This window comes from Fictibacillus tiangongensis, from assembly GCF_048083785.1.
In the GTDB taxonomy this organism is placed as follows: Bacteria; Bacillota; Bacilli; order Bacillales; family Fictibacillaceae; genus Fictibacillus.
Genome location: NZ_CP182294.1, coordinates 2,838,819 through 2,856,946 on the forward strand (window position 1 = coordinate 2,838,819; position 18,128 = coordinate 2,856,946).

General features: G+C 39.2%; 20 protein-coding genes and 3 other annotated features. Of the genes, 3 read left to right on the forward strand and 17 right to left on the reverse strand.

What is annotated here, in order from left to right; translation table 11 throughout:
* Positions 1–3: 3 nt before the first annotated feature.
* Entirely contained in the window at positions 4–1,038 is a 1,035-nt protein-coding gene (gene pheS / locus ACNJYY_RS15200) for a phenylalanine--tRNA ligase subunit alpha (RefSeq protein ID WP_197222671.1), read from the reverse strand.
* 42 nt (positions 1,039–1,080) lie between these two features.
* Positions 1,081–1,302, reverse strand: a binding site (T-box leader).
* 66 nt (positions 1,303–1,368) lie between these two features.
* Positions 1,369–2,136 (reverse strand): TrmH family RNA methyltransferase, encoded by a 768-nt coding sequence (locus ACNJYY_RS15205; RefSeq protein ID WP_416729137.1) that lies wholly within the window; start codon positions 2,134–2,136, stop codon positions 1,369–1,371.
* 105 nt (positions 2,137–2,241) lie between these two features.
* Between ACNJYY_RS15205 and sspI the strand changes: the two genes are divergently transcribed.
* Positions 2,242–2,448, forward strand: a complete 207-nt coding sequence (gene sspI / locus ACNJYY_RS15210) for a small acid-soluble spore protein SspI (RefSeq protein ID WP_066396708.1) — start codon at positions 2,242–2,244, stop codon at positions 2,446–2,448.
* 48 nt (positions 2,449–2,496) lie between these two features.
* Here sspI and ACNJYY_RS15215 read toward each other — a convergent pair whose 3' ends face one another.
* On the reverse strand, positions 2,497–2,997 hold the full coding sequence (locus ACNJYY_RS15215) for a dUTP diphosphatase (RefSeq protein WP_416729138.1): 501 nt from the start codon (positions 2,995–2,997) through the stop codon (positions 2,497–2,499).
* 344 nt (positions 2,998–3,341) lie between these two features.
* Positions 3,342–3,944: a TVP38/TMEM64 family protein gene (locus ACNJYY_RS15220; protein ID WP_328082873.1), complete on the reverse strand. Its 603-nt coding sequence runs from the start codon at positions 3,942–3,944 to the stop codon at positions 3,342–3,344.
* A gap of 148 nt (positions 3,945–4,092) precedes the next feature.
* Here ACNJYY_RS15220 and ACNJYY_RS15225 point away from each other — a divergent pair, with 148 nt between their 5' ends.
* Both ACNJYY_RS15225 and ACNJYY_RS15230 read left to right on the forward strand, forming a co-directional pair.
* On the forward strand, positions 4,093–5,433 hold the full coding sequence (locus tag ACNJYY_RS15225; protein WP_416729139.1) for a cytochrome ubiquinol oxidase subunit I: 1,341 nt from the start codon (positions 4,093–4,095) through the stop codon (positions 5,431–5,433).
* A gap of 16 nt (positions 5,434–5,449) precedes the next feature.
* On the forward strand, positions 5,450–6,475 hold the full coding sequence (locus ACNJYY_RS15230) for a cytochrome d ubiquinol oxidase subunit II (protein ID WP_416729140.1): 1,026 nt from the start codon (positions 5,450–5,452) through the stop codon (positions 6,473–6,475).
* A 3-nt stretch (positions 6,476–6,478) separates the two neighbouring features.
* Here the strand turns inward: ACNJYY_RS15230 and ACNJYY_RS15235 are convergent, their stop codons facing one another.
* The 13 genes from ACNJYY_RS15235 to ACNJYY_RS15295 all read right to left on the reverse strand — a co-directional run bounded on the left by ACNJYY_RS15235 (position 6,479) and on the right by ACNJYY_RS15295 (position 18,071).
* Positions 6,479–6,730, reverse strand: a complete 252-nt coding sequence (locus ACNJYY_RS15235; protein ID WP_260858479.1) for a DUF1294 domain-containing protein — start codon at positions 6,728–6,730, stop codon at positions 6,479–6,481.
* Positions 6,731–6,803: 73 nt separating this feature from the next.
* On the reverse strand, positions 6,804–7,163 hold the full coding sequence (gene rplT, locus ACNJYY_RS15240) for a 50S ribosomal protein L20 (protein WP_066291543.1): 360 nt from the start codon (positions 7,161–7,163) through the stop codon (positions 6,804–6,806).
* Positions 7,164–7,200: 37 nt separating this feature from the next.
* Positions 7,201–7,404 (reverse strand): 50S ribosomal protein L35, encoded by a 204-nt coding sequence (gene rpmI, locus ACNJYY_RS15245; protein ID WP_066243622.1) that lies wholly within the window; start codon positions 7,402–7,404, stop codon positions 7,201–7,203.
* A gap of 24 nt (positions 7,405–7,428) precedes the next feature.
* Positions 7,429–7,932: a translation initiation factor IF-3 gene (gene infC, locus ACNJYY_RS15250; protein WP_289494894.1), complete on the reverse strand. Its 504-nt coding sequence runs from the start codon at positions 7,930–7,932 to the stop codon at positions 7,429–7,431.
* 72 nt (positions 7,933–8,004) lie between these two features.
* Positions 8,005–8,149: a sequence feature (ribosomal protein L20 leader region), on the reverse strand.
* A gap of 304 nt (positions 8,150–8,453) precedes the next feature.
* On the reverse strand, positions 8,454–10,364 hold the full coding sequence (thrS, locus tag ACNJYY_RS15255; RefSeq protein WP_416729141.1) for a threonine--tRNA ligase: 1,911 nt from the start codon (positions 10,362–10,364) through the stop codon (positions 8,454–8,456).
* 64 nt (positions 10,365–10,428) lie between these two features.
* Positions 10,429–10,657 (reverse strand) — a binding site (T-box leader).
* 64 nt (positions 10,658–10,721) lie between these two features.
* The gene (ytxC, locus tag ACNJYY_RS15260) at positions 10,722–11,591 is read right to left on the reverse strand and encodes a sporulation protein YtxC (protein WP_416729142.1); all 870 of its coding nucleotides are present in this window, start codon (positions 11,589–11,591) and stop codon (positions 10,722–10,724) included.
* 104 nt (positions 11,592–11,695) lie between these two features.
* The gene (locus tag ACNJYY_RS15265; protein WP_144698683.1) at positions 11,696–12,349 is read right to left on the reverse strand and encodes an amino acid ABC transporter permease; all 654 of its coding nucleotides are present in this window, start codon (positions 12,347–12,349) and stop codon (positions 11,696–11,698) included.
* An 18-nt stretch (positions 12,350–12,367) separates the two neighbouring features.
* Complete coding sequence (locus ACNJYY_RS15270) at positions 12,368–13,138, reverse strand: basic amino acid ABC transporter substrate-binding protein (RefSeq protein ID WP_144703327.1); 771 nt, start codon at positions 13,136–13,138, stop codon at positions 12,368–12,370.
* 261 nt (positions 13,139–13,399) lie between these two features.
* Entirely contained in the window at positions 13,400–14,506 is a 1,107-nt protein-coding gene (gene mqnC / locus ACNJYY_RS15275) for a cyclic dehypoxanthinyl futalosine synthase (RefSeq protein ID WP_416729143.1), read from the reverse strand.
* A gap of 124 nt (positions 14,507–14,630) precedes the next feature.
* A complete protein-coding gene (gene dnaI, locus ACNJYY_RS15280) occupies positions 14,631–15,575 on the reverse strand; it encodes a primosomal protein DnaI (protein ID WP_066396737.1) in 945 nt (314 codons plus the stop codon).
* Between the two features lie 14 nt (positions 15,576–15,589).
* A complete protein-coding gene (locus ACNJYY_RS15285) occupies positions 15,590–16,978 on the reverse strand; it encodes a replication initiation and membrane attachment family protein (protein WP_416729144.1) in 1,389 nt (462 codons plus the stop codon).
* A 163-nt stretch (positions 16,979–17,141) separates the two neighbouring features.
* On the reverse strand, positions 17,142–17,603 hold the full coding sequence (gene nrdR / locus ACNJYY_RS15290) for a transcriptional regulator NrdR (RefSeq protein ID WP_066396742.1): 462 nt from the start codon (positions 17,601–17,603) through the stop codon (positions 17,142–17,144).
* Positions 17,604–17,675: 72 nt separating this feature from the next.
* A complete protein-coding gene (locus ACNJYY_RS15295; protein ID WP_416729145.1) occupies positions 17,676–18,071 on the reverse strand; it encodes a cytosolic protein in 396 nt (131 codons plus the stop codon).
* Positions 18,072–18,128: the final 57 nt, after the last annotated feature.

An 18,128-nucleotide genomic window follows, 5' to 3' on the forward strand; every position in this document is an offset into this window, starting at 1 on the left:
AAGTTATGCATTTTTGAATTGTTTTAAAAACCGGATATCGTTCGCATAGAAATGACGAATATCATCAATTCCATATTTAAGCATCGCGATACGTTCAGGTCCCATACCAAATGCAAAACCTGTGTATTTCTTTGAATCGAATCCAGCCATCTCAAGTACGTTCGGATGAACCATACCTGCTCCTAAGATCTCAATCCAACCTGTTTGTTTACAGATCGAACAGCCTTTTCCGCTACACTTAAAGCAAGAGATGTCCATTTCAACAGATGGTTCTGTAAAAGGGAAGAAACTTGGTCTAAGACGAATTTTACGATCTTCACCGAACATTTTTTTAGCGAACGTTTCAAGCACACCTTTTAAGTCACTTAAACGAACATTTTGGTCCACAACGAGTCCTTCGATCTGCATGAACTGATGAGAGTGTGTAGCATCATCGTTATCTCTTCGGTAAACCTTACCTGGAGAAATGATTTTCACAGGTCCTTCTCCTTCATGCTTTTCCATCGTACGCGCTTGAACAGGTGATGTTTGTGTACGAAGAAGGATATCTTCTGTAATGAAGAATGAGTCCTGCATATCTCGAGCAGGGTGTCCCTTTGGCAAGTTTAACGCTTCAAAATTGTAATAGTCCGTTTCTACTTCTGGTCCTTCAGCGATCGTGAAGCCCATGCTTAAGAAAAGATCTTCAATCTCGGTAACAACAGCTGTTAGCGGATGAGGATTTCCTTTCTTTACAGGTCTTCCTGGTAATGACACATCGATCGTTTCTTTTGAAAGTTTTTCTGCGATCGCTCTATTCTCCAGTTCGCTTTGTTTTTTATCTAGTTCTTGTTGGATGCTGTCACGAACTTCGTTGGCATAAGCGCCAATTACAGGTCTTTCTTCAGCAGACAATTTACCCATTCCTTTTAATACTTCCGTAATGGGTCCTTTCTTTCCTAAATAAGCTACCTTAACAGCTTGCAGATCTTTTAGATCTTGGGCTTCTTTAATCTGGCCGATCGCTTCAACTTTTAGAGCTTCTAAACGGTCTTTCACCGTGCAACCCCTCCTAAAAAAATATAAAAAACTCCTCATCCAATAAGGGACGAGGAGTTCGCGGTACCACCCAATTTAACAATGAAAAATACACTGTTCACTTCATTTTAATAACGGCTCTTCACCGGTCAGCCCTACTTATCAGTTCAGGTGACAACTCAGGAGTGAATTCAATAATACCTACCAAAGAAATGCTCACAGTCTAAGACATCTCCTCCCTTTTTGGCGGAATCATTACCTACTTTTCTCCATCTTCGTTTTTGATACTATTCCATTCATCTTTTTCATTATATATGAAAAAATTCTATAATTGCAACGCTATGTCACAAATTACGTCCGATTTCGCTGCAATTCATACAAAAGAATACCCGTTGCTACAGAAACGTTTAGGGACTCCGCACTTCCATATATCGGAATTTTTACATTCAACGTTGATTGTTGTTGAAGAATCTCCTGTACACCAGCGCCTTCATTGCCCATGATCAAAGCAAATCCATCTACTTCAGGCGTTTCTCGCATATCCACAGAATTTTGAAGTGAAGTCGATAATACAGGCAGATCATGCTCCTTACAGCGGTCAATAATCTCTAACAAGTTCGCTTTAACGATCGGCAGATGAAATAAAGATCCTTGCGTTGATCGAACGGTTTTACCATTATAAAGATCCGCTGTACCCTCACCTAAAAATACGCCATCAAGGCCAGCACTATCAGCTGTTCGAATAATCGTTCCAAGATTTCCCGGGTCTTGAACGCCATCGATTAGGAGGTAACGTCCACCTTTTTTGATAAGTTCTTCAGATTGATCCATCATCTCACATACGGCGATGATACCTTGTGGTTTCTCAGTTTCAGATAGCTGTTTCATTAATTTAGCCGGAACAGACCAAAGCGTGAATTTTTCTTTTAACCACGCTTCATTGATCTCAAAATTTTCTTCCACGATCACATGTTGAAGTTTTGCTCCGGACGTGATTGCTTCTTCTATAAGATGAGGACCTTCAAGTAAGAATGTTCCTGATTTTTCACGTTCTTTTCTTGTATGAAGTTTTTTCCATTGCTTCAAGGAAGCGTTGGACTCTGATTCAATGTGCTTCATATTCAATTGTTCTCCTTTAAATCATAAATATTTTACTTTCTTCTCATAAAACATGCTCAAAACGTACACAATAAAAAAAGAAAAAATTAATAGAGGTGCATATCCATGAATCTAGACTTAAGAAAAGCTGTATTGCATAACGTTACTGGCAACAATAAAGAGCAGTTACAAGATACGATCGTAGATGCCATCGAGAGTGGGGAAGAAAAAATGCTTCCTGGTCTTGGCGTTCTTTTTGAAGTGATCTGGAAAAACTCTGATCAGCAAAAGAAAGAAGAAATTTTAAACACACTTTCAGACGGCTTGAAGTAAAACCCGGATTTCCGGGTTTTTTATTTTTGTTTAAAGTTAATTATTTTATTAATAACCGGTATCTTGACGTTCATGATTTACTCTATTCTTTGAAAGGTAAGCTTCTTCGATCTCTTCAAAAGAAAAGCCGAGTTTCACACCGAGCCCTAAAAATGTGTCAAAAAACGATTGGAATTCTTCGATTAATAAAGATTTAGACCCCGATTGATATAGAGTTAAAAATAAAGTATTGATATCTATCTTGTCCATCTTCTCGCCAAGATCAACCTCATTGGTTATTTCAACCTCTTTAAAGCCCAAATCTAATCCTATCGATAAGACAAAATGTAGTCCGTCTACATATTCTTCTAAAATTACTTCTTTTTCAGAAGCAGGACGTTTACTCCAATATTTAAAGCATCTTGTTTCATTCGCTAGTTCACCAAGCTCTACAAGAAATGCTAATCTTCTCTGTTCAAATAATGATGAATTATTAAGATTATGTTCTTTTACAATGCGCATATTTAATTCGTTCTGCATGGAAAAGAGTTCTTCAATTTTCACGTTCATCCCTGCCTTTCATTCCTAAGCTATTATAACGTTAACTAGTCCTACATTCGAGGATGAATTTCTAATGCAAAAGTAAAATCCATGTCGAAAATTGTAAACTCGCCGCTATATTTCAAAAACTCGCCGGATTATCGCATAAACTCGCTGGATTATTTTGAAATCTGCCGGATTATCCATCAAATTTAAAGAATTAACATCTTCTACTTAACTTATGAAGGCGATATGCAAACCGGTTGAATTTCACAGATTTTTCTTTTTTAACAAAAAAAACATGGGCTTCGCATGAAATTACATACGAAACCCATGTTTTTTACCTTACTTTTTTTATTTTACTTCAGTTTCCACTATGCAGGCATGCGTTGTTTTTGCTGTTCTTCTTTCTCTTCCTCAAAGAACTCACTCCATTTGATCACCCATTCTTTTCTTCTTAATAAGTAAAACAATACAGACAAGACGATAATAATAGCTGCAGAAGTTACGAGCGATAGAGAAAGCAACACCGAACCGAACGAAGAATAAAGAATAGCGATCGGAACGTTAGATATGATGCTAGCTTTTGTATACTCTTTAAAATTTGATGAAATCTCGATCAAGCATAGACTCAAGAGATGAAAATGCATAAAGGGAATCATTTTTAAAATTGCAATCTGACCTACCGAAAACGGCATACGTTTTCCAATCCACTTTTTTTGCAGTTTTTTTACTTTTTTCATCAGTTTCGGCATACTTTTCATTCCCCAGTAGAAAAGAACACTCGAAAGCGTAATTCCGATGACTGAATAGAACGCGCCTGCAACTGCTCCAAACAAGATGCCGCCTGTAAGACAGATCAAGCCCACCGGAAGAAAAAAGAACTGTCGAAACGCTTGGAGAAGAATGAACAATAAAGGGGCAAAGATTCCACTGAACTTGAGCACCTCGATGAACACACTACTATTGTCTAACACGCACTCATCCCCCCTTTAAGTCAGCATATGACAGAAGACGAGCTCTGTATGACAGAATGTTCGTATGCATAAACACTACTTCTTTTTGACACCTTAAATATAGATTGTTTGCTTACATAGTTCTTAGTTTCTTAGGAGGAGTCCGATCATGGATACAGTTGTACTTGCGAGAGCATTCTTTGGTACATCACTAGGTTTTCATATAATATTTGCAACACTTGGTGTGGGTCTTCCTTTGATGATCGTTATCGCCGAAATCATACACCAAGTAAAAGGTGACAATGATTACGCCATCATGGCTAAGCGCTGGACTAAGGCGTTTGCTGTTTTGTTAGGGGTGGCTATTCCATCAGGGACGATCGTCGGCGTGCAATTATCTTTGTTGTGGCCAGGATTTATGGAAATCGTAGGAAAGGTTATCTCCCTTCCCTTTCAGATTGAGATTTTTGCTTTCTTTTTAGAAGCCTTGTTCATGTCTATTTACGTATATGCGGCTGACAGGTTACCGAGATACTTCCGTTTGATCTCTGTATTCTTTGTAGCACTAGGTGCCGTTGCGTCCGCCATCTTAATTTCAGCCGTTAATACGTGGATGAATACACCGGATGGGTTTAAGATCACACCAGATGGGACGATATATGATATCTCCCCTTGGGACGCTTTCTTCAATCCTAGCTTTCTATCCTCTTCCTTTCACGTTGCCATCACGGCTTATATGACCGGTGCTTTTGCCGTTGCTTCTGTAGCTGCGTTTAAACTTTTAAAGAAGCGACCTGAACGCGAGCGAGCTTATCACTTAAAAGGGTTGTTCATGTCTCTTACCGTCGCTCTTTTGATGAGCTTTGTCTCTGCGGTTTCTGGGCATCATTCAGCTCAGATTCTGCACCAGCATTCTCCTGAAAAACTAGCAGCTGCAGAAGGGCTGTTTGAGACTCAAAGGTATGCACCACTTGCAATAGGAGGTTATACAGATCCAGAGACAGAGGAAGTGAAATACGGAATCGAAATTCCTTGGGCACTTAGCTGGCTTGCTGCTGGAAAGTTCGATACTGAAGTAAAAGGACTTTACGAGTTTCCTCGAGAAACATGGCCCCCTTTTTATGTACACACTCTCTTTAACTTAATGGTGGGGATTGGAACACTTTTATTAGGGCTTGCAGCAGTTGCTTTAGCCTACTGGTGGTTCTTCGTAAAAAGAAAAGGAAAACCTTTTCCAAAGTGGCTGTTATGGTCTCTTGTTTTATCCGGACCACTTTCTATGCTCGGCATTGAGTTCGGCTGGGTATTTAGCTGTAGCGGAAGACAACCATGGACGATCTATCGCGTTCAGACGACGGCCGAAGCAGCGACTAAGAATGAAGACCTTGGCGTTCTCTTCCTGTTATTCTTAGGCTTATATGCGCTGCTCAGTGTGCTGACCGTTTTGATTTTAACAGCTTATTTCAAACGAAACCCTGTTTCAAAAGATATGGAAAAACTTCAAAGTTAGAAAGGAGGAATGAAGGATGAGCGAAGAGGTTTTAGCGATTCTGATGATGTGGACCTTTATATTTATCTATAGCATATTCGGTTCGATCGATTTTGGGGCTGGATTCTGGGCGATGATCTATAACAATCATAAGACGATGGCTGGAAGAATCGCAAATCGTTTCTTGTCCCCCACTTGGGAGATTACAAACACGTTCTTAGTTCTTTTAGTGGTTGCGTTCGTTGGTTTCTTTCCAAAGGGTGCATATACTCTCGGAACGGTCATGCTCGTTCCAGTTTCTTTGATTCTCTTCTTACTTGCTATCCGGAGTGCATTTATGGTGTTCTCGTATTCCGTTCAAGGATATCGGAGAACGATGTTTATCATCTCAGGCATCTCTGGACTGCTTATTCCATCCCTGTTAATTGCCGTGCTTCCTATCTCACAAGGTGGATTTATCGCTGTTGACGGAGATACACAGAGCTTATTGCTCTCAAAGCTGCTCACAAGTCCAACACTCTATTTGTACGTGCTGTTCGGTCTTACATCTGAGTTGTATCTTTCATCACTGTTTTTAGCAGATTACGCAAGAGTCTCTAAAAAAGAGGATGCATATATGCTATATAGGAGCAATGCGATTCTGTTAGGACCACTGACGCTAATCGCCGCGCTTTTCACATTACTATTCATAACACCAGAATCGCGCTGGCTCATCGATAATCTAATGGTTCAAAAGATCTGGTTTATTCTTTCTATGGTCGCCTTTCTTATTGCATACTTTTCTCTATGGTGGCCAAAACAAAACCGCCCAGGAATTGGACGGCCGCGTCTTACACTATTAGCAACTGTTTTACAATATGGTCTTGCAAGCGTAGGTTATGGATTAGCCCATCTGCCTTATATCGTCTATCCTGATTTAACGATCTATGAGGCGTTTACTGCACCAGAAACATTTTATTCCTTAATGATTATGTATATCGTTGGCCTCGCCATCTTGGCACCCGGTTTCTATATTTTCTGGAGGTTGTTCTTAAAAGACAAACGATATCTTCAACAAGAATAGTTCCTATATAAACCAGCCTGCTAAAACCGTTATAAACATACTTAAAAGAGGCAGCCCGTAACGAAACGAGGGATGCTTAGTCTTATGACGTAACTTTTTCATAGCAAGCCACATACCCGGTGCTCCACCAATAACAGCGATCAGCCAAAGCCTCGCTTCAGGTGTACGCCATTCGCCTTTTTTAGCAGATAACTTGTCTCTTTTCATAACATAATAAGCGGCTACGTTTAAAATGATTAGATATATGATTAACACCTTGTTGTTTCCCTTCAGAATGAAAAAAGATCATCTCCATCAAATGAGGAAATGATCTTTTCTTTTTTTCTACTTAAGCTTTTAGGCTGTCTTTTGCTTTTGAAGCTAATTCAGCGAAAGCTTTTTCGTCTGTGATAGCAATTTCAGAAAGCATCTTACGGTTGATGTCGATACCTGCAAGTTTAAGACCGTGCATTAAACGGCTGTAAGAAAGACCGTTTGTACGAGCAGCAGCATTGATACGAGTGATCCAAAGCTTACGGAAGTCACGCTTCTTCTGACGACGGTCACGATAAGCGTACATAAGTGATTTGAATACTTGTTGTTGTGCTACTTTAAATAATTTATGTTTGGAACCGAAATAGCCTTTAGCTAGTTTAAGAACTTTCTTACGACGACGACGTGTTACATAGCCACCTTTTACTCTTGGCATATTAAAAACCTCCTATTTTTAAATCGATTAATGACGATTAACGTTTTTTGTAAGTTAACAATGTACGGATACGCTTGTAGTCACCGCTGTGAACAAGTTTCGCTTTACGAAGCTTACGCTTAGCTTTAGTTGACTTGTTAGCAAACAAGTGACTAGTATAAGCGCGAGCACGCTTTAATTTACCTGATCCAGTTTTTCTAAAGCGCTTCGCAGCACCTTTATGAGTTTTCATTTTAGGCATAATGGTTATCCTCCCTGGTAAAAATTATTTTTCGGCTTTAGGCGCAAGGATAAGGAACATGCTACGACCTTCCATCTTCGGTTTCGTTTCAACCGTAGAAAGATCTTCACATTCTTTCGCTAACTTTTCCAATACCGTTTTTCCGATTTGAGAATGAGTGATTGCACGTCCACGGAAACGAATACTTGCTTTTACTTTGTCACCTTTTTCAAGGAACTTACGGGCATTTCTAAGCTTTGTATTAAAGTCGTTTTCCTCAATCGTTGGACTTAAACGAATCTCTTTAGTCGTAATGACTTTTTGATTTTTTCGTGCTTCACGATCTTTACGCTGTTGCTCGTATTTAAACTTACCGTAGTCCATGATACGACATACTGGCGGTTTTGCAGTTGCAGCAACGAGAACAAGGTCAAGATTTGCGTTTGTTGCAAGGTCTAAAGCTTCCTGTCTTGTTTTAATGCCAAGCTGGCTTCCATCAGGACCGATTAAGCGAACCTCACGAGCACGAATACCTTCATTGACAGACATGTCCTTACTAATAGTAAGTCACCTCCAAATTTTTTCAGTGAGTGCTTTAAAACACTCGACTTGTTATTTCTGCAAATAAAAAAAGCGTCGGCGCAACGATCACCCACACATAGTAAACCGGCTATGTACAATTTGACATGCCTGAATATCCATCTACCTATCAACAGCCTTTGTTGGCGTCGAGTCAGGTGAGAAGCGGGTGCTTCTGCTTGTTTGATGCTTTTGCTTATTTTATTAACCTTACATACTATAACACATTGGAGATATACGTGTCAAACAACGAATGTAATAACAGCAACGAAATTTATTTTACTTCGTTTACGAAAGGAATGCAAGAGTTTTTTTATTTGCCTTTTCGGTTTTGTAGTTTGACTGTCCACTCTTGAATATTTACTGTCTACTTTTTTAGATTTACTGTCCACTTTAAGTAATTTACTGTCCACATTGAGCATTTTACTGTCCACTTTTCAATTCCCAACAAAAAAACGGCCAATTCAACATTGGCCGCTCTCTCAATAACCTTATCTCTTCTCATTAATTTGAGCTAAAATCTTATCGCGGAAATCTTCATAAGAAACAGTCTCTGACTTTTGCTCACCATATTTACGAACGTTAACAGCATTGTCTTCGATCTCTTTATCACCTAGAACAAGCATGTAAGGAATCTTTTTCATCTGTGCTTCGCGGATCTTGTAGCCCATCTTTTCGTTTCTAGTATCGATCTCAACACGTACTGCATGCTGCTTCAAATCTTCTTGAAGCTTATACGCGTATTCATTATGAACATCCGATACTGGAATTAGTTTCACTTGTACAGGCGCTAACCAAGTTGGGAACGCTCCCGCAAAGTGCTCAACCAAAATTCCTAAGAAACGGTCGATCGAACCATAGATCGCACGGTGAATAACAACTGGACGAACCTTTTGGTTGTTTTCATCTACATACGTTAGATCAAACTTTTCTGGCATCTGGAAGTCCAGCTGAATCGTTGCACACTGATGGCTTCTCTTAAGAGCATCTTTAATATGGAAATCGATCTTCGGACCGTAGAACGCTCCATCTCCCTCGTTCAAATGATAGCTCATCCCTAGATCTTCTAGAACGTTTTTCAATGCACCCTCAGCTTGTTCCCATAAACGGTCATCACCCATAGAATCTTCTGGACGAGTTGAAAGTTCTACCGAATATTCGAAACCAAACGTGCTGTAGATTTTATCAACTAACTTAAATACATTCTTAATCTCACTTTCGATCTGCTGTGGTGTTACAAAGATATGCGCATCATCTTGGCAGAACGTACGAACACGAATCATACCGTTTAGTGCACCGCTATATTCGTGACGATGTACTTGACCGAACTCAGCCATACGTACCGGAAGATCTCTATAAGAATGTAGTTTGTTCTTGAAGATCAGCATGTGGCCTGGGCAGTTCATCGGCTTCATCGCAAATTTTGTATCATCTACTTCAGAGAAATACATGTTTTCATGATAATGATCCCAGTGACCTGATTGTTCCCAAAGACGCTGATTCATCATAAATGGAGTACGTACTTCGTCATAATCCACTTGGCGTTGAAGTTCACGAGAGAAATTCTCAAGCTCGGTGCGGATTGTCTGACCGTTAGGAAGATAGAACGGCATTCCTGGTGCTTCTTCTGAGAACATGAATAACTCTAATTCTTTTCCGAGTTTACGATGATCACGTTTTTGAGCTTCCTCAATAAAGTGAAGATACTCATCAAGGTCTTTTTGGCTTAAGAACGCAGAACCATAAATACGTTGAAGCATTTGGTTGTCGCTGTCTCCACGCCAATAAGCACCAGAGATGCTCATTAATTTATAAGCTTTGATCTTCCCAGTTGAAGGAACATGTGGACCACGGCATAAGTCAAAGAATTCACCTTGCTCATAGATCGTGATCTTCTCACCTTCAGGAAGGTCTCGGATCAACTCAAGCTTTAAGTGATCGTTCAATTTTTTGTATATCTCAAGAGCTTCTTCTCGACTAACTTCTTTGCGTACGATCGGAAGGTTTTCGTTTACGATCTTCTTCATTTCTTTCTCGATCGCAGGCAGATCTTCCGGTGTTAAATTATGAGACATGTCTACATCATAATAGAACCCGTTATCGATAACTGGTCCAATCCCAAGTTTCACGTCTGGGTAAAGACGCTTAAGAGCTTGAGCAAGTAAATGGGCATTTGAGTGTCTTGTCATTTCAAGACCCTCTTTAGAATCCTGCATCACGATCTCGATCGATGCATCTTCTTCGATAGGACGCGAAAAATCATATAATTGTCCGTTTACTTTCCCTGCAACTGCTTTTTTCTTTAGACTCGGGCTGATACTCTCTGCTACTTGTTCAGAAGTAACGCCTTTAGGAAATTCCTTGACTGAACCGTCAGGGAACTTGATTGAAATTGACGACATATAAAACATCTCCTTTTTTACTAAGTTCTTATCTGATTGAAAAACAAAAAACACCCGTCCCTATAGAAGGGACGAGTGATTATCTCGTGGTTCCACCCTTGTTCCGACAACTTTAAACAAGCCAATCGGCACTCGGACAGTGTAACGGACTGCGACCGTCAGCGATTACTAAAAATGTTCACCGCTGAAGTTCCAAGGTGGTAAAGCATTTCTCCGTGTTAGGAAGCTTTCAGCCAAGACTTCCCTCTCTATGAACCGTAAAACATGCTTCTTGTCCTTATCAATACAGATTGAATGATAAAATTATACACCTATTATATGCAGTCGTTTTTCAAAAAGCAAGAGGACTCTGTAAGTTTATGACTTTTTTTTACGGTAAGACCAATGTTCTCTGTAGGACATCCTATCAATTGGTGTGATCGTGACTTTTTCTTGAAAGATGTTTTTTACCGTTTGAAGTAATGGATGGTCAATATCATAAGCATAAATCCTGGCGGAATTTGGTGAGATTCCAACTAATGGACCTAAAAGTCTTTCGTCTAGATTCGTTACATTCGTTAGCCGCAGTGCCTTTTCATGGAACATCATCAGTTCTGTGTGTGTTAACTGTTTTTGATGTTCATCAAAAAGGAGTATTTGCTCTTGTTCGAAAACTATGACGATATCTGCTGAAGTAAACGATCTCTGTTTCGTTATGCATGTCCTTAACTGCTCTACGAACATTTGGTATTCAAGTTCTAACTTGTACTCATCAATAGCACATTCAACAATCTTCAGCAAGGTTGCTAAGTATTCTTTCAACCTAAACTTTATAAAGGATTCAAATTCTAAGAAATCCGTTTTAGCATCAATAATCGATTCCCATTGACTTCGGATCAGATCATTTAATCTAGGCAGGTGTTTAACATCAGGTATTCCTTCGATCTCTCCAAGAATGATGCTTTTCGTGATAGATAAGATTTCTTTTTGCTCTGCTGAATCGCTGTAACAAAATGCTTGTTCAATCATTTCCTTCAAACAAATATCCTCTACTTTGTTTCGAGTAAATTCTGTTAACACATCCAATATGACCGTTTTTCTCTCCTGTATGTGCAATTCAAGAATTTTAGAAGAAGCTTCAGATAATTTGGCAAAGGAAGGGTTTATTTTATGCTCAGCTGCTATTCGAATCATTTTCTTCAAAACAGCTATACCATCTGATGGGTGTGAAAAAGCAATCGCGACCAAATAAGTCCCCCCCATATAAAATCCTCAATAATACACTATATGGGACGAGGTCCTAAAACATGTTACTTACAAAAGAAAAAACAACCCTGTGGGTAGGGTTGTTCTTAATAAACAAATTTACGCTCAATTCTCGATAAGATAAACGCCATGCCTAGCGTTAGAATTAAGTACATTAAAGCAGCGGTCATGTAAGGCTCCCACGGACGGTAATATTGACCCATCATCGCTCTCGCATAATACATTAATTCCGGGGTAGCAATAATGGAAACGAGTGATGAATCTTTAATCAGCACAATAAACTCGTTACCTAGAGGCGGGATCATTCTTCTGGACGCTTGCGGCAGAATTACATGTTTCATAGCCTGGATATGATTCATACCGAGCGAGCGTGCCGCTTCCATCTGCCCTTTATCGATCGATTGAATCCCTGCTCTAAAAATCTCTGCGATATAAGCAGCAGCATTAAGCGAAAGAGCCAGAACACTTGAAATGAAAACGTTTGGCGGCTTCATGAACAATGGCATGAGCGCTGAATGAATCAAAAGGATCTGAACCAGCAACGGTGTACCTCGAAAGAAGCTGATATACCACATGCATGGAAGATTAATAAATGGGTTCTTCACCATTTTGCCGAGTCCGATGAATAATCCTAATATTGTACCGAATAGAATCGCCAAAAATGATAACTGTACGGTTACCCATGTTCCTTTTAAAAACAAGGGCATGTAATCACTGATAATCTGTAAAGAGTATTCCATGAAGACCTCCTGAGAATGTTATTGTTTCAGCACATCTACATTTGGTTCTTCACCAAACCATTTTTTATAGATCTCAGCATATTTTCCATCATCGATAATTTTCTTCATCGCTTTGTTAATCTCTTCTTGATGTTCACCATCTTTAGGGAAGATAATTCCATAAAATTCGCTCTCAAAATTCTCCTTATCGCTGATGGTTACGAGTTTTTTATCAGGATTATTCTTTTCATATTCTTGTACTACAGCGTTATCCGCAACTACAGCTTCTACTTCACCATTTAATAGAGCTTGTATCGCTAATACATTGTTTTCATATTTCTTTATGTTTTCACTTTTACCAAACATTTTTTCGAGTGCTGCTTGTCCGGTCGTTCCATTCTGCACACTTACCTTCATTCCCTCTAAGTCCTTTGCACTCTTAATCGATGTTCCTTCTTTTGCTAAAATCATGTTGATCGATTCAAAGTATGGTGAAGAAAAGTCATAGCTTTTCTTACGATCGTCATTTATCGTAATAGCAGAGATTCCTGCATCTACTTCTTCATTCTGAAGAGCGATAAATAACGGGTCCCATCCTTTATTTTCTAATTCATACTCCAATCCTGCTTCTTTCATCACAGCATCTAGCAGATCAACGTCGAATCCTACAATTTTATCTCCGTCTAAGGATTCGAAGGGGGCGTATGCTGCATCGGTTCCCACCGTCAACTTATCACCAGACCCCGAAGAGCAAGCAACTAAGAACGCAGCTGATAAACCTATTAATCCCATTTTAAATTTTCGTTTCATTTCCATTCTTATATTTCCCCCTTTATTCTAAATATTCTTATATTATACACAAAATTTTAAATATAAGGAAAATTACAATAATTATTTTTAATACGAAAGTCACTCCCAACTATTTTGGATATAAAACAAAAGACCCCGTCTTAGAGTCATTTGTATCCTCAATATTCTCTATGTGCCTAAAAGACAATCTTTATAGCTGAGATCATCCATCCACTCCGAACGAAAAAAGCACTCGACATAAATATGCCGAGTGCTTCGCTGTTAGTTTTGCATCACAAAATCTTTTTCAGCTTTTTCTTCGTCCTCAAATACACGAAGTGTTTCGTATTTTGTATTTCTTTGTGCTGGTATCTTACCTGCTTCACGAATCAGTCGCAGCGTTAAGTTCGTGTTTACTTTGTGAGTCGTTCCAGCTGCTGAAACAACGTTCTCTTCCATCATCGTGCTGCCAAAATCGTTGCAGCCATAGTGAAGAGATTTTTTACCAACCTCAGGTCCCATCGTCACCCAAGAAGATTGGAAGTTAGGAATGTTATCTAGGAAGATTCGAGAGATCGCAACATTCTTGAGATATTCTCTCGGAGTTGTCTTTTCAGCCTTCATGTTCGTGTTATCCGGTTGGAACGTCCAAGAGATGAAAGCTAAGAAACAATCTGTCTCGTCTTGTGCATCACGAACACGTTGTAGATGAAGTGCGCGTTCTTCGAAAGTTTCTCCAAATCCAATGACCATCGTAGCAGTAGAATGCAGTCCAACTTTTTTTGCCGTTTTCATACAATCGATCCACTCTTTCCACGAGCCTTTAAGTCTGCTGATCTTCTTACGGGTACGGTCATCTAAAATTTCTGCTCCGCCTCCTGGAAGAGAATCAAGCCCGGCTGCTTTCAGTTCACGGAGTACCTCCTCTAGAGATAGACCAGACACTTCAACCATCTTCCATATTTCTGCTGGAGAAAATGAATGCATCGTGATATCAAAGCGCTTTTTGATCTCTCTTAACAAGTCCGTATAGTAGCTGAACGGCAAGTTAGGATTTGTTCCACCTTGCATAAGAATTTCTGTACCACCTACATCTACGGTCTCTTGTATCTTTTGGAAGATTACTTCATCATCCAACACATAACCTTCGCTGCTTCCTGGCGCTCTATAGAACGCGCAGAATCTGCAATATGTATCACAAAAATTGGTATAGTTTACGTTACGGCCAATTACGAAAGTGGTAATCGGTTCAGGATGCCATCTTTTCATAATAATATCCGCAACTTCTCCCATGCGTTCTACTTCATCACTTTCATAAAGTTTAACGGCATCTTCTACCGATAAACGTTCGCCATCTAAAGCTTTTTGTAAAATAGATTCTATACTCATCGGTAACCTCCGAATACAATGTCTTAAGATCTTGTCTGTTCTTATCCTATCATATTTTAGTAGAAGAGACAGCTTTGTGTTTTCAAGAAAAAAGCTCCTGCCCTTTAAAAGAGCAGAAACTGTATTAATAATCTTCTCTAAAGTTTTTATTTCCACCCATAAAAATCGGAGTACTTAAGTGTTTGATCCGCTCCATGATTCTGAGAGCTTTCAGTTCATCGAGTCCGCCTTTTTGAGAATACGATAAATGTTGCTGCAGCATATCATAATCACAGTTGGACGTGTAGAGAGTAGGCAGTTTTTCCATCATTCGATATTGAAGAATAACGCCAATAATCTCGTCTCTCACCCAGTTCGTCATATTCTCAGCACCAAGATCATCAAGCATGAGAACCGGAACGGTCTTTAGCAGTTCCATCTTAGAGTCAAACGTCCCGTCAGAAAGGGAAGATTTCATCTCGCGAAGAAATTCGGGTGTGTGGATAATTAATGAGTGGACGCCTTTCTCAGCTAAACCATTGGCGATTGCACCTAACAGATATGTTTTACCAACACCAAATTTTCCATAGAAATAGATTCCTTTTGCTTGATGACCCGAACCAGCCATCTGAACAAATTCATAAGCCTTCGAGATCGCGTTACGTCTTGTTTCATCAATGCTATGTTTGTACAAACGATCAAATCTAGCTTCAAGGATTTCTTTCGGTATAAAGTAACTCTTAATCAATGAAGTCATGGATTTCTTTTGTTCATCGATGACTTTTAGTTCACAAGGTTTGTATCTTAGTTCTACGGTTTGTCTCACTTTCGTCAGTTCAGAACGATACCCTTGCATAAGGTTAGGACAATTCTCTAAACCCGGACAATTGCGGCAAGCATGCTGTTCGTTCTTAAAGGTGTAAAAACTGGACAATAATTTTTCCGCATGGACATCTGATATGTCAGGGTTCTCTCGCAGAAAACGCATGACCCCAGGGTCTGTAAGTACTTGTTGCTTCATTTGCTCAAATCTTTCCTGAAACTTATCAAACCCCGGCATATTCTTAACAGATTCCTTTATGGATTCCATATTATTTCCCCCCTTTATTTCGAACTATTTAACAAACTCTCAAGCCATTTACGGTTCTCATCTTCTGTAGTATCTGTGTTAGCATCACCAGTCTGATCAGCAGATACTTTATCCTGTTTCAGCCAATCAGGAACAGTAAGGTTACTCTTCTTATTACCCTTATTATAAGAGCCCGAATTTACCTTCTTATCTTGCCATTCTTTATATTTTCGTTTTTCATCGCGTGCTAAAGTCATTGCCTCTATGACCGTTTGTGCTCTTTTGCGAGCCCAATGTGAAGCGATCCGTTCGATCAATCCTTTTGCAAGCTTCATATCATTTTCAGATAAAACGTAATCTAACAGAACATTCGTAACGCCTGGTGTTAGATTTTGATCGATCATACAATAGGCAACGAGTTTCAAATCTACTTCTGAAGGAGTTGTACCTGAATAATCTTCTAATAAACGATAAGGTGACACTTCTTCAAAGTATTTGATAAGTTCCTCTTCTTTGGATTGAGGCTGCATGCCATGAAGAGCTTTTAATGGAACTGGCTGCGTTTTTAAAGCTAGAACCGGTAGTCCTTCTTCATGCTCAAATCGATACCATTTCTGAATTTCTTTTCTTAAACTCTCTGCAGAAATTTCTCCTGTCGAGTAGTATACGTTTTGAATCTGCTTACTCATATCCATCGGTTGTAATTGATAGATATACGCTAGCTTATAGATAGCTTCCTTTAATTTTGGGGTGATCACCTCTTTAGGCACGATAAAAGACGAGATCTGATTCACCATCGCTTCAAAATCAAAGGTGGATTCACTTAGTACAACTTTCCCATGATTGCCTTTTTCATGTAAAGAGACATCTTCTGGAAGAACGTTTTCGTTAATCTCTGCATAACTCTTTGATGACATTTCAGAAGGGTGTAAAGAAGTAAACACATCACTGAACGATGCAGTAACCTCTTTATAATCCGACACATCGGTTTGAGCGATATAAAAGGACTCTCTAACTTCAGTAAATTTCGCTTTTCCTAAACGATTAAAAAGATAAATGCTTAAAAAGCCATCTGTAAAAAAAGCATTTGGCGAAAGCGGGAGTTGAAGCTCATAAATATACTCCCTTGAACTATCGCCGTCTTTTTTAAACGTCTTCAAGAGACCGATCGCTTCTAGCTTCTTTCTTCCCGCCAAAATATCCTTTAGCGAGAATTGAGTTACGTTCATGAGGTGCTGATGTTTTTGTGTCTGCCGATCCATATTTACTTCGCACCATAATGTCATATATAAACTATGTGCAAATGCGCCAACCAACGGCTGATATAACATGGTAAGAACTTTATGATCTATTTCATGCAACATACCCTTGCACTGGACGGAATACGTATCAACGGGCACAACTTCTTGAAAATGTACCGTCATCGTTTTCACCCTTTGTTAAAAAGTCTTTAAAGTAAGCTGGCCGACGGATGTTAGTATCGTCAGCCAGAGTCATTTGTTCATTTTATTTAGCCGTTTTCTAACACGGTAGAATACGGAATTAAGATTTGTATAAAAAGAGCGTTACAGCAGTCTAAGATACGCTTTAACGCTCCTCCTTGTTAATGAGTTCTTTTAATTCTTGTATAAAAACATTGATATCTTTAAATTGACGGTATACAGAGGCAAATCTTACATAAGCAACCTCGTCCGTTTTAGACAAATGTTCCATCACCTGTTCACCAACGGCTGTACTTGAAACTTCTGATGCACCAGAATTCCTCAATTCTTTTTCAATGCTATCTACTATATTTTCAAGCGTTTCCAAGGGGACTGGCCTTTTTTCGCAAGCTTTAATAAGCCCTCTAAGGATCTTTTCACGGCTGAACTCTTCTCGTTCTCCGCCCTTTTTAACAATGATAAGCGGTGTTTGTTCTACCGTTTCAAATGTAGTAAATCTATAGCTGCAAGATTCACATTCCCTTCTGCGGCGAATGGATCTTCCGCTATGTACAGGTCTTGAATCAAGCACTTTTGTTCCGTTGTGCTGGCAAGTAGGACACCTCATTGTAATCATCCCCAAAAAATTTTCTATTCTCTATCTATCTTAAAGAAAAGGGAGGAGTGTGACAAGCTATTCCTACAATTTTTCAGCCATTGACGTCCCAACAAACGTTAGTTTTTCTTTTAAGATCTCATAAATATTAACAATTACTCTTTGATTATTACCAAAATTAAAAGGAAGAGCAGATTCTGTTGAAACGTTCAAATCTACAGCAGTTCGATTCGGTCTAACTGTTACAACACTAATAACAACAAACGCACTCTTTGGCTGTCTGACTTCAAACGTAACTTCTCCCCTTTCTTCTGAAAAACCAAGTTCATGAAAATTGGTGTCTTCATCTAGGATCTGTTTGATCACTTTCATAACTTCTGGTTTATTAGCTTTAAAATAATGGGTTCTAAGTCTTTCGTCCACATGCTGTTCACTCGTTTCCGCATGATTTTCCATTAGATTTTGAAGTTTTCTAAACATAGTAGTCCTCCAAAGCAATATAATTTGTAACCTATTATTCCCTATAATGAGTGAAAT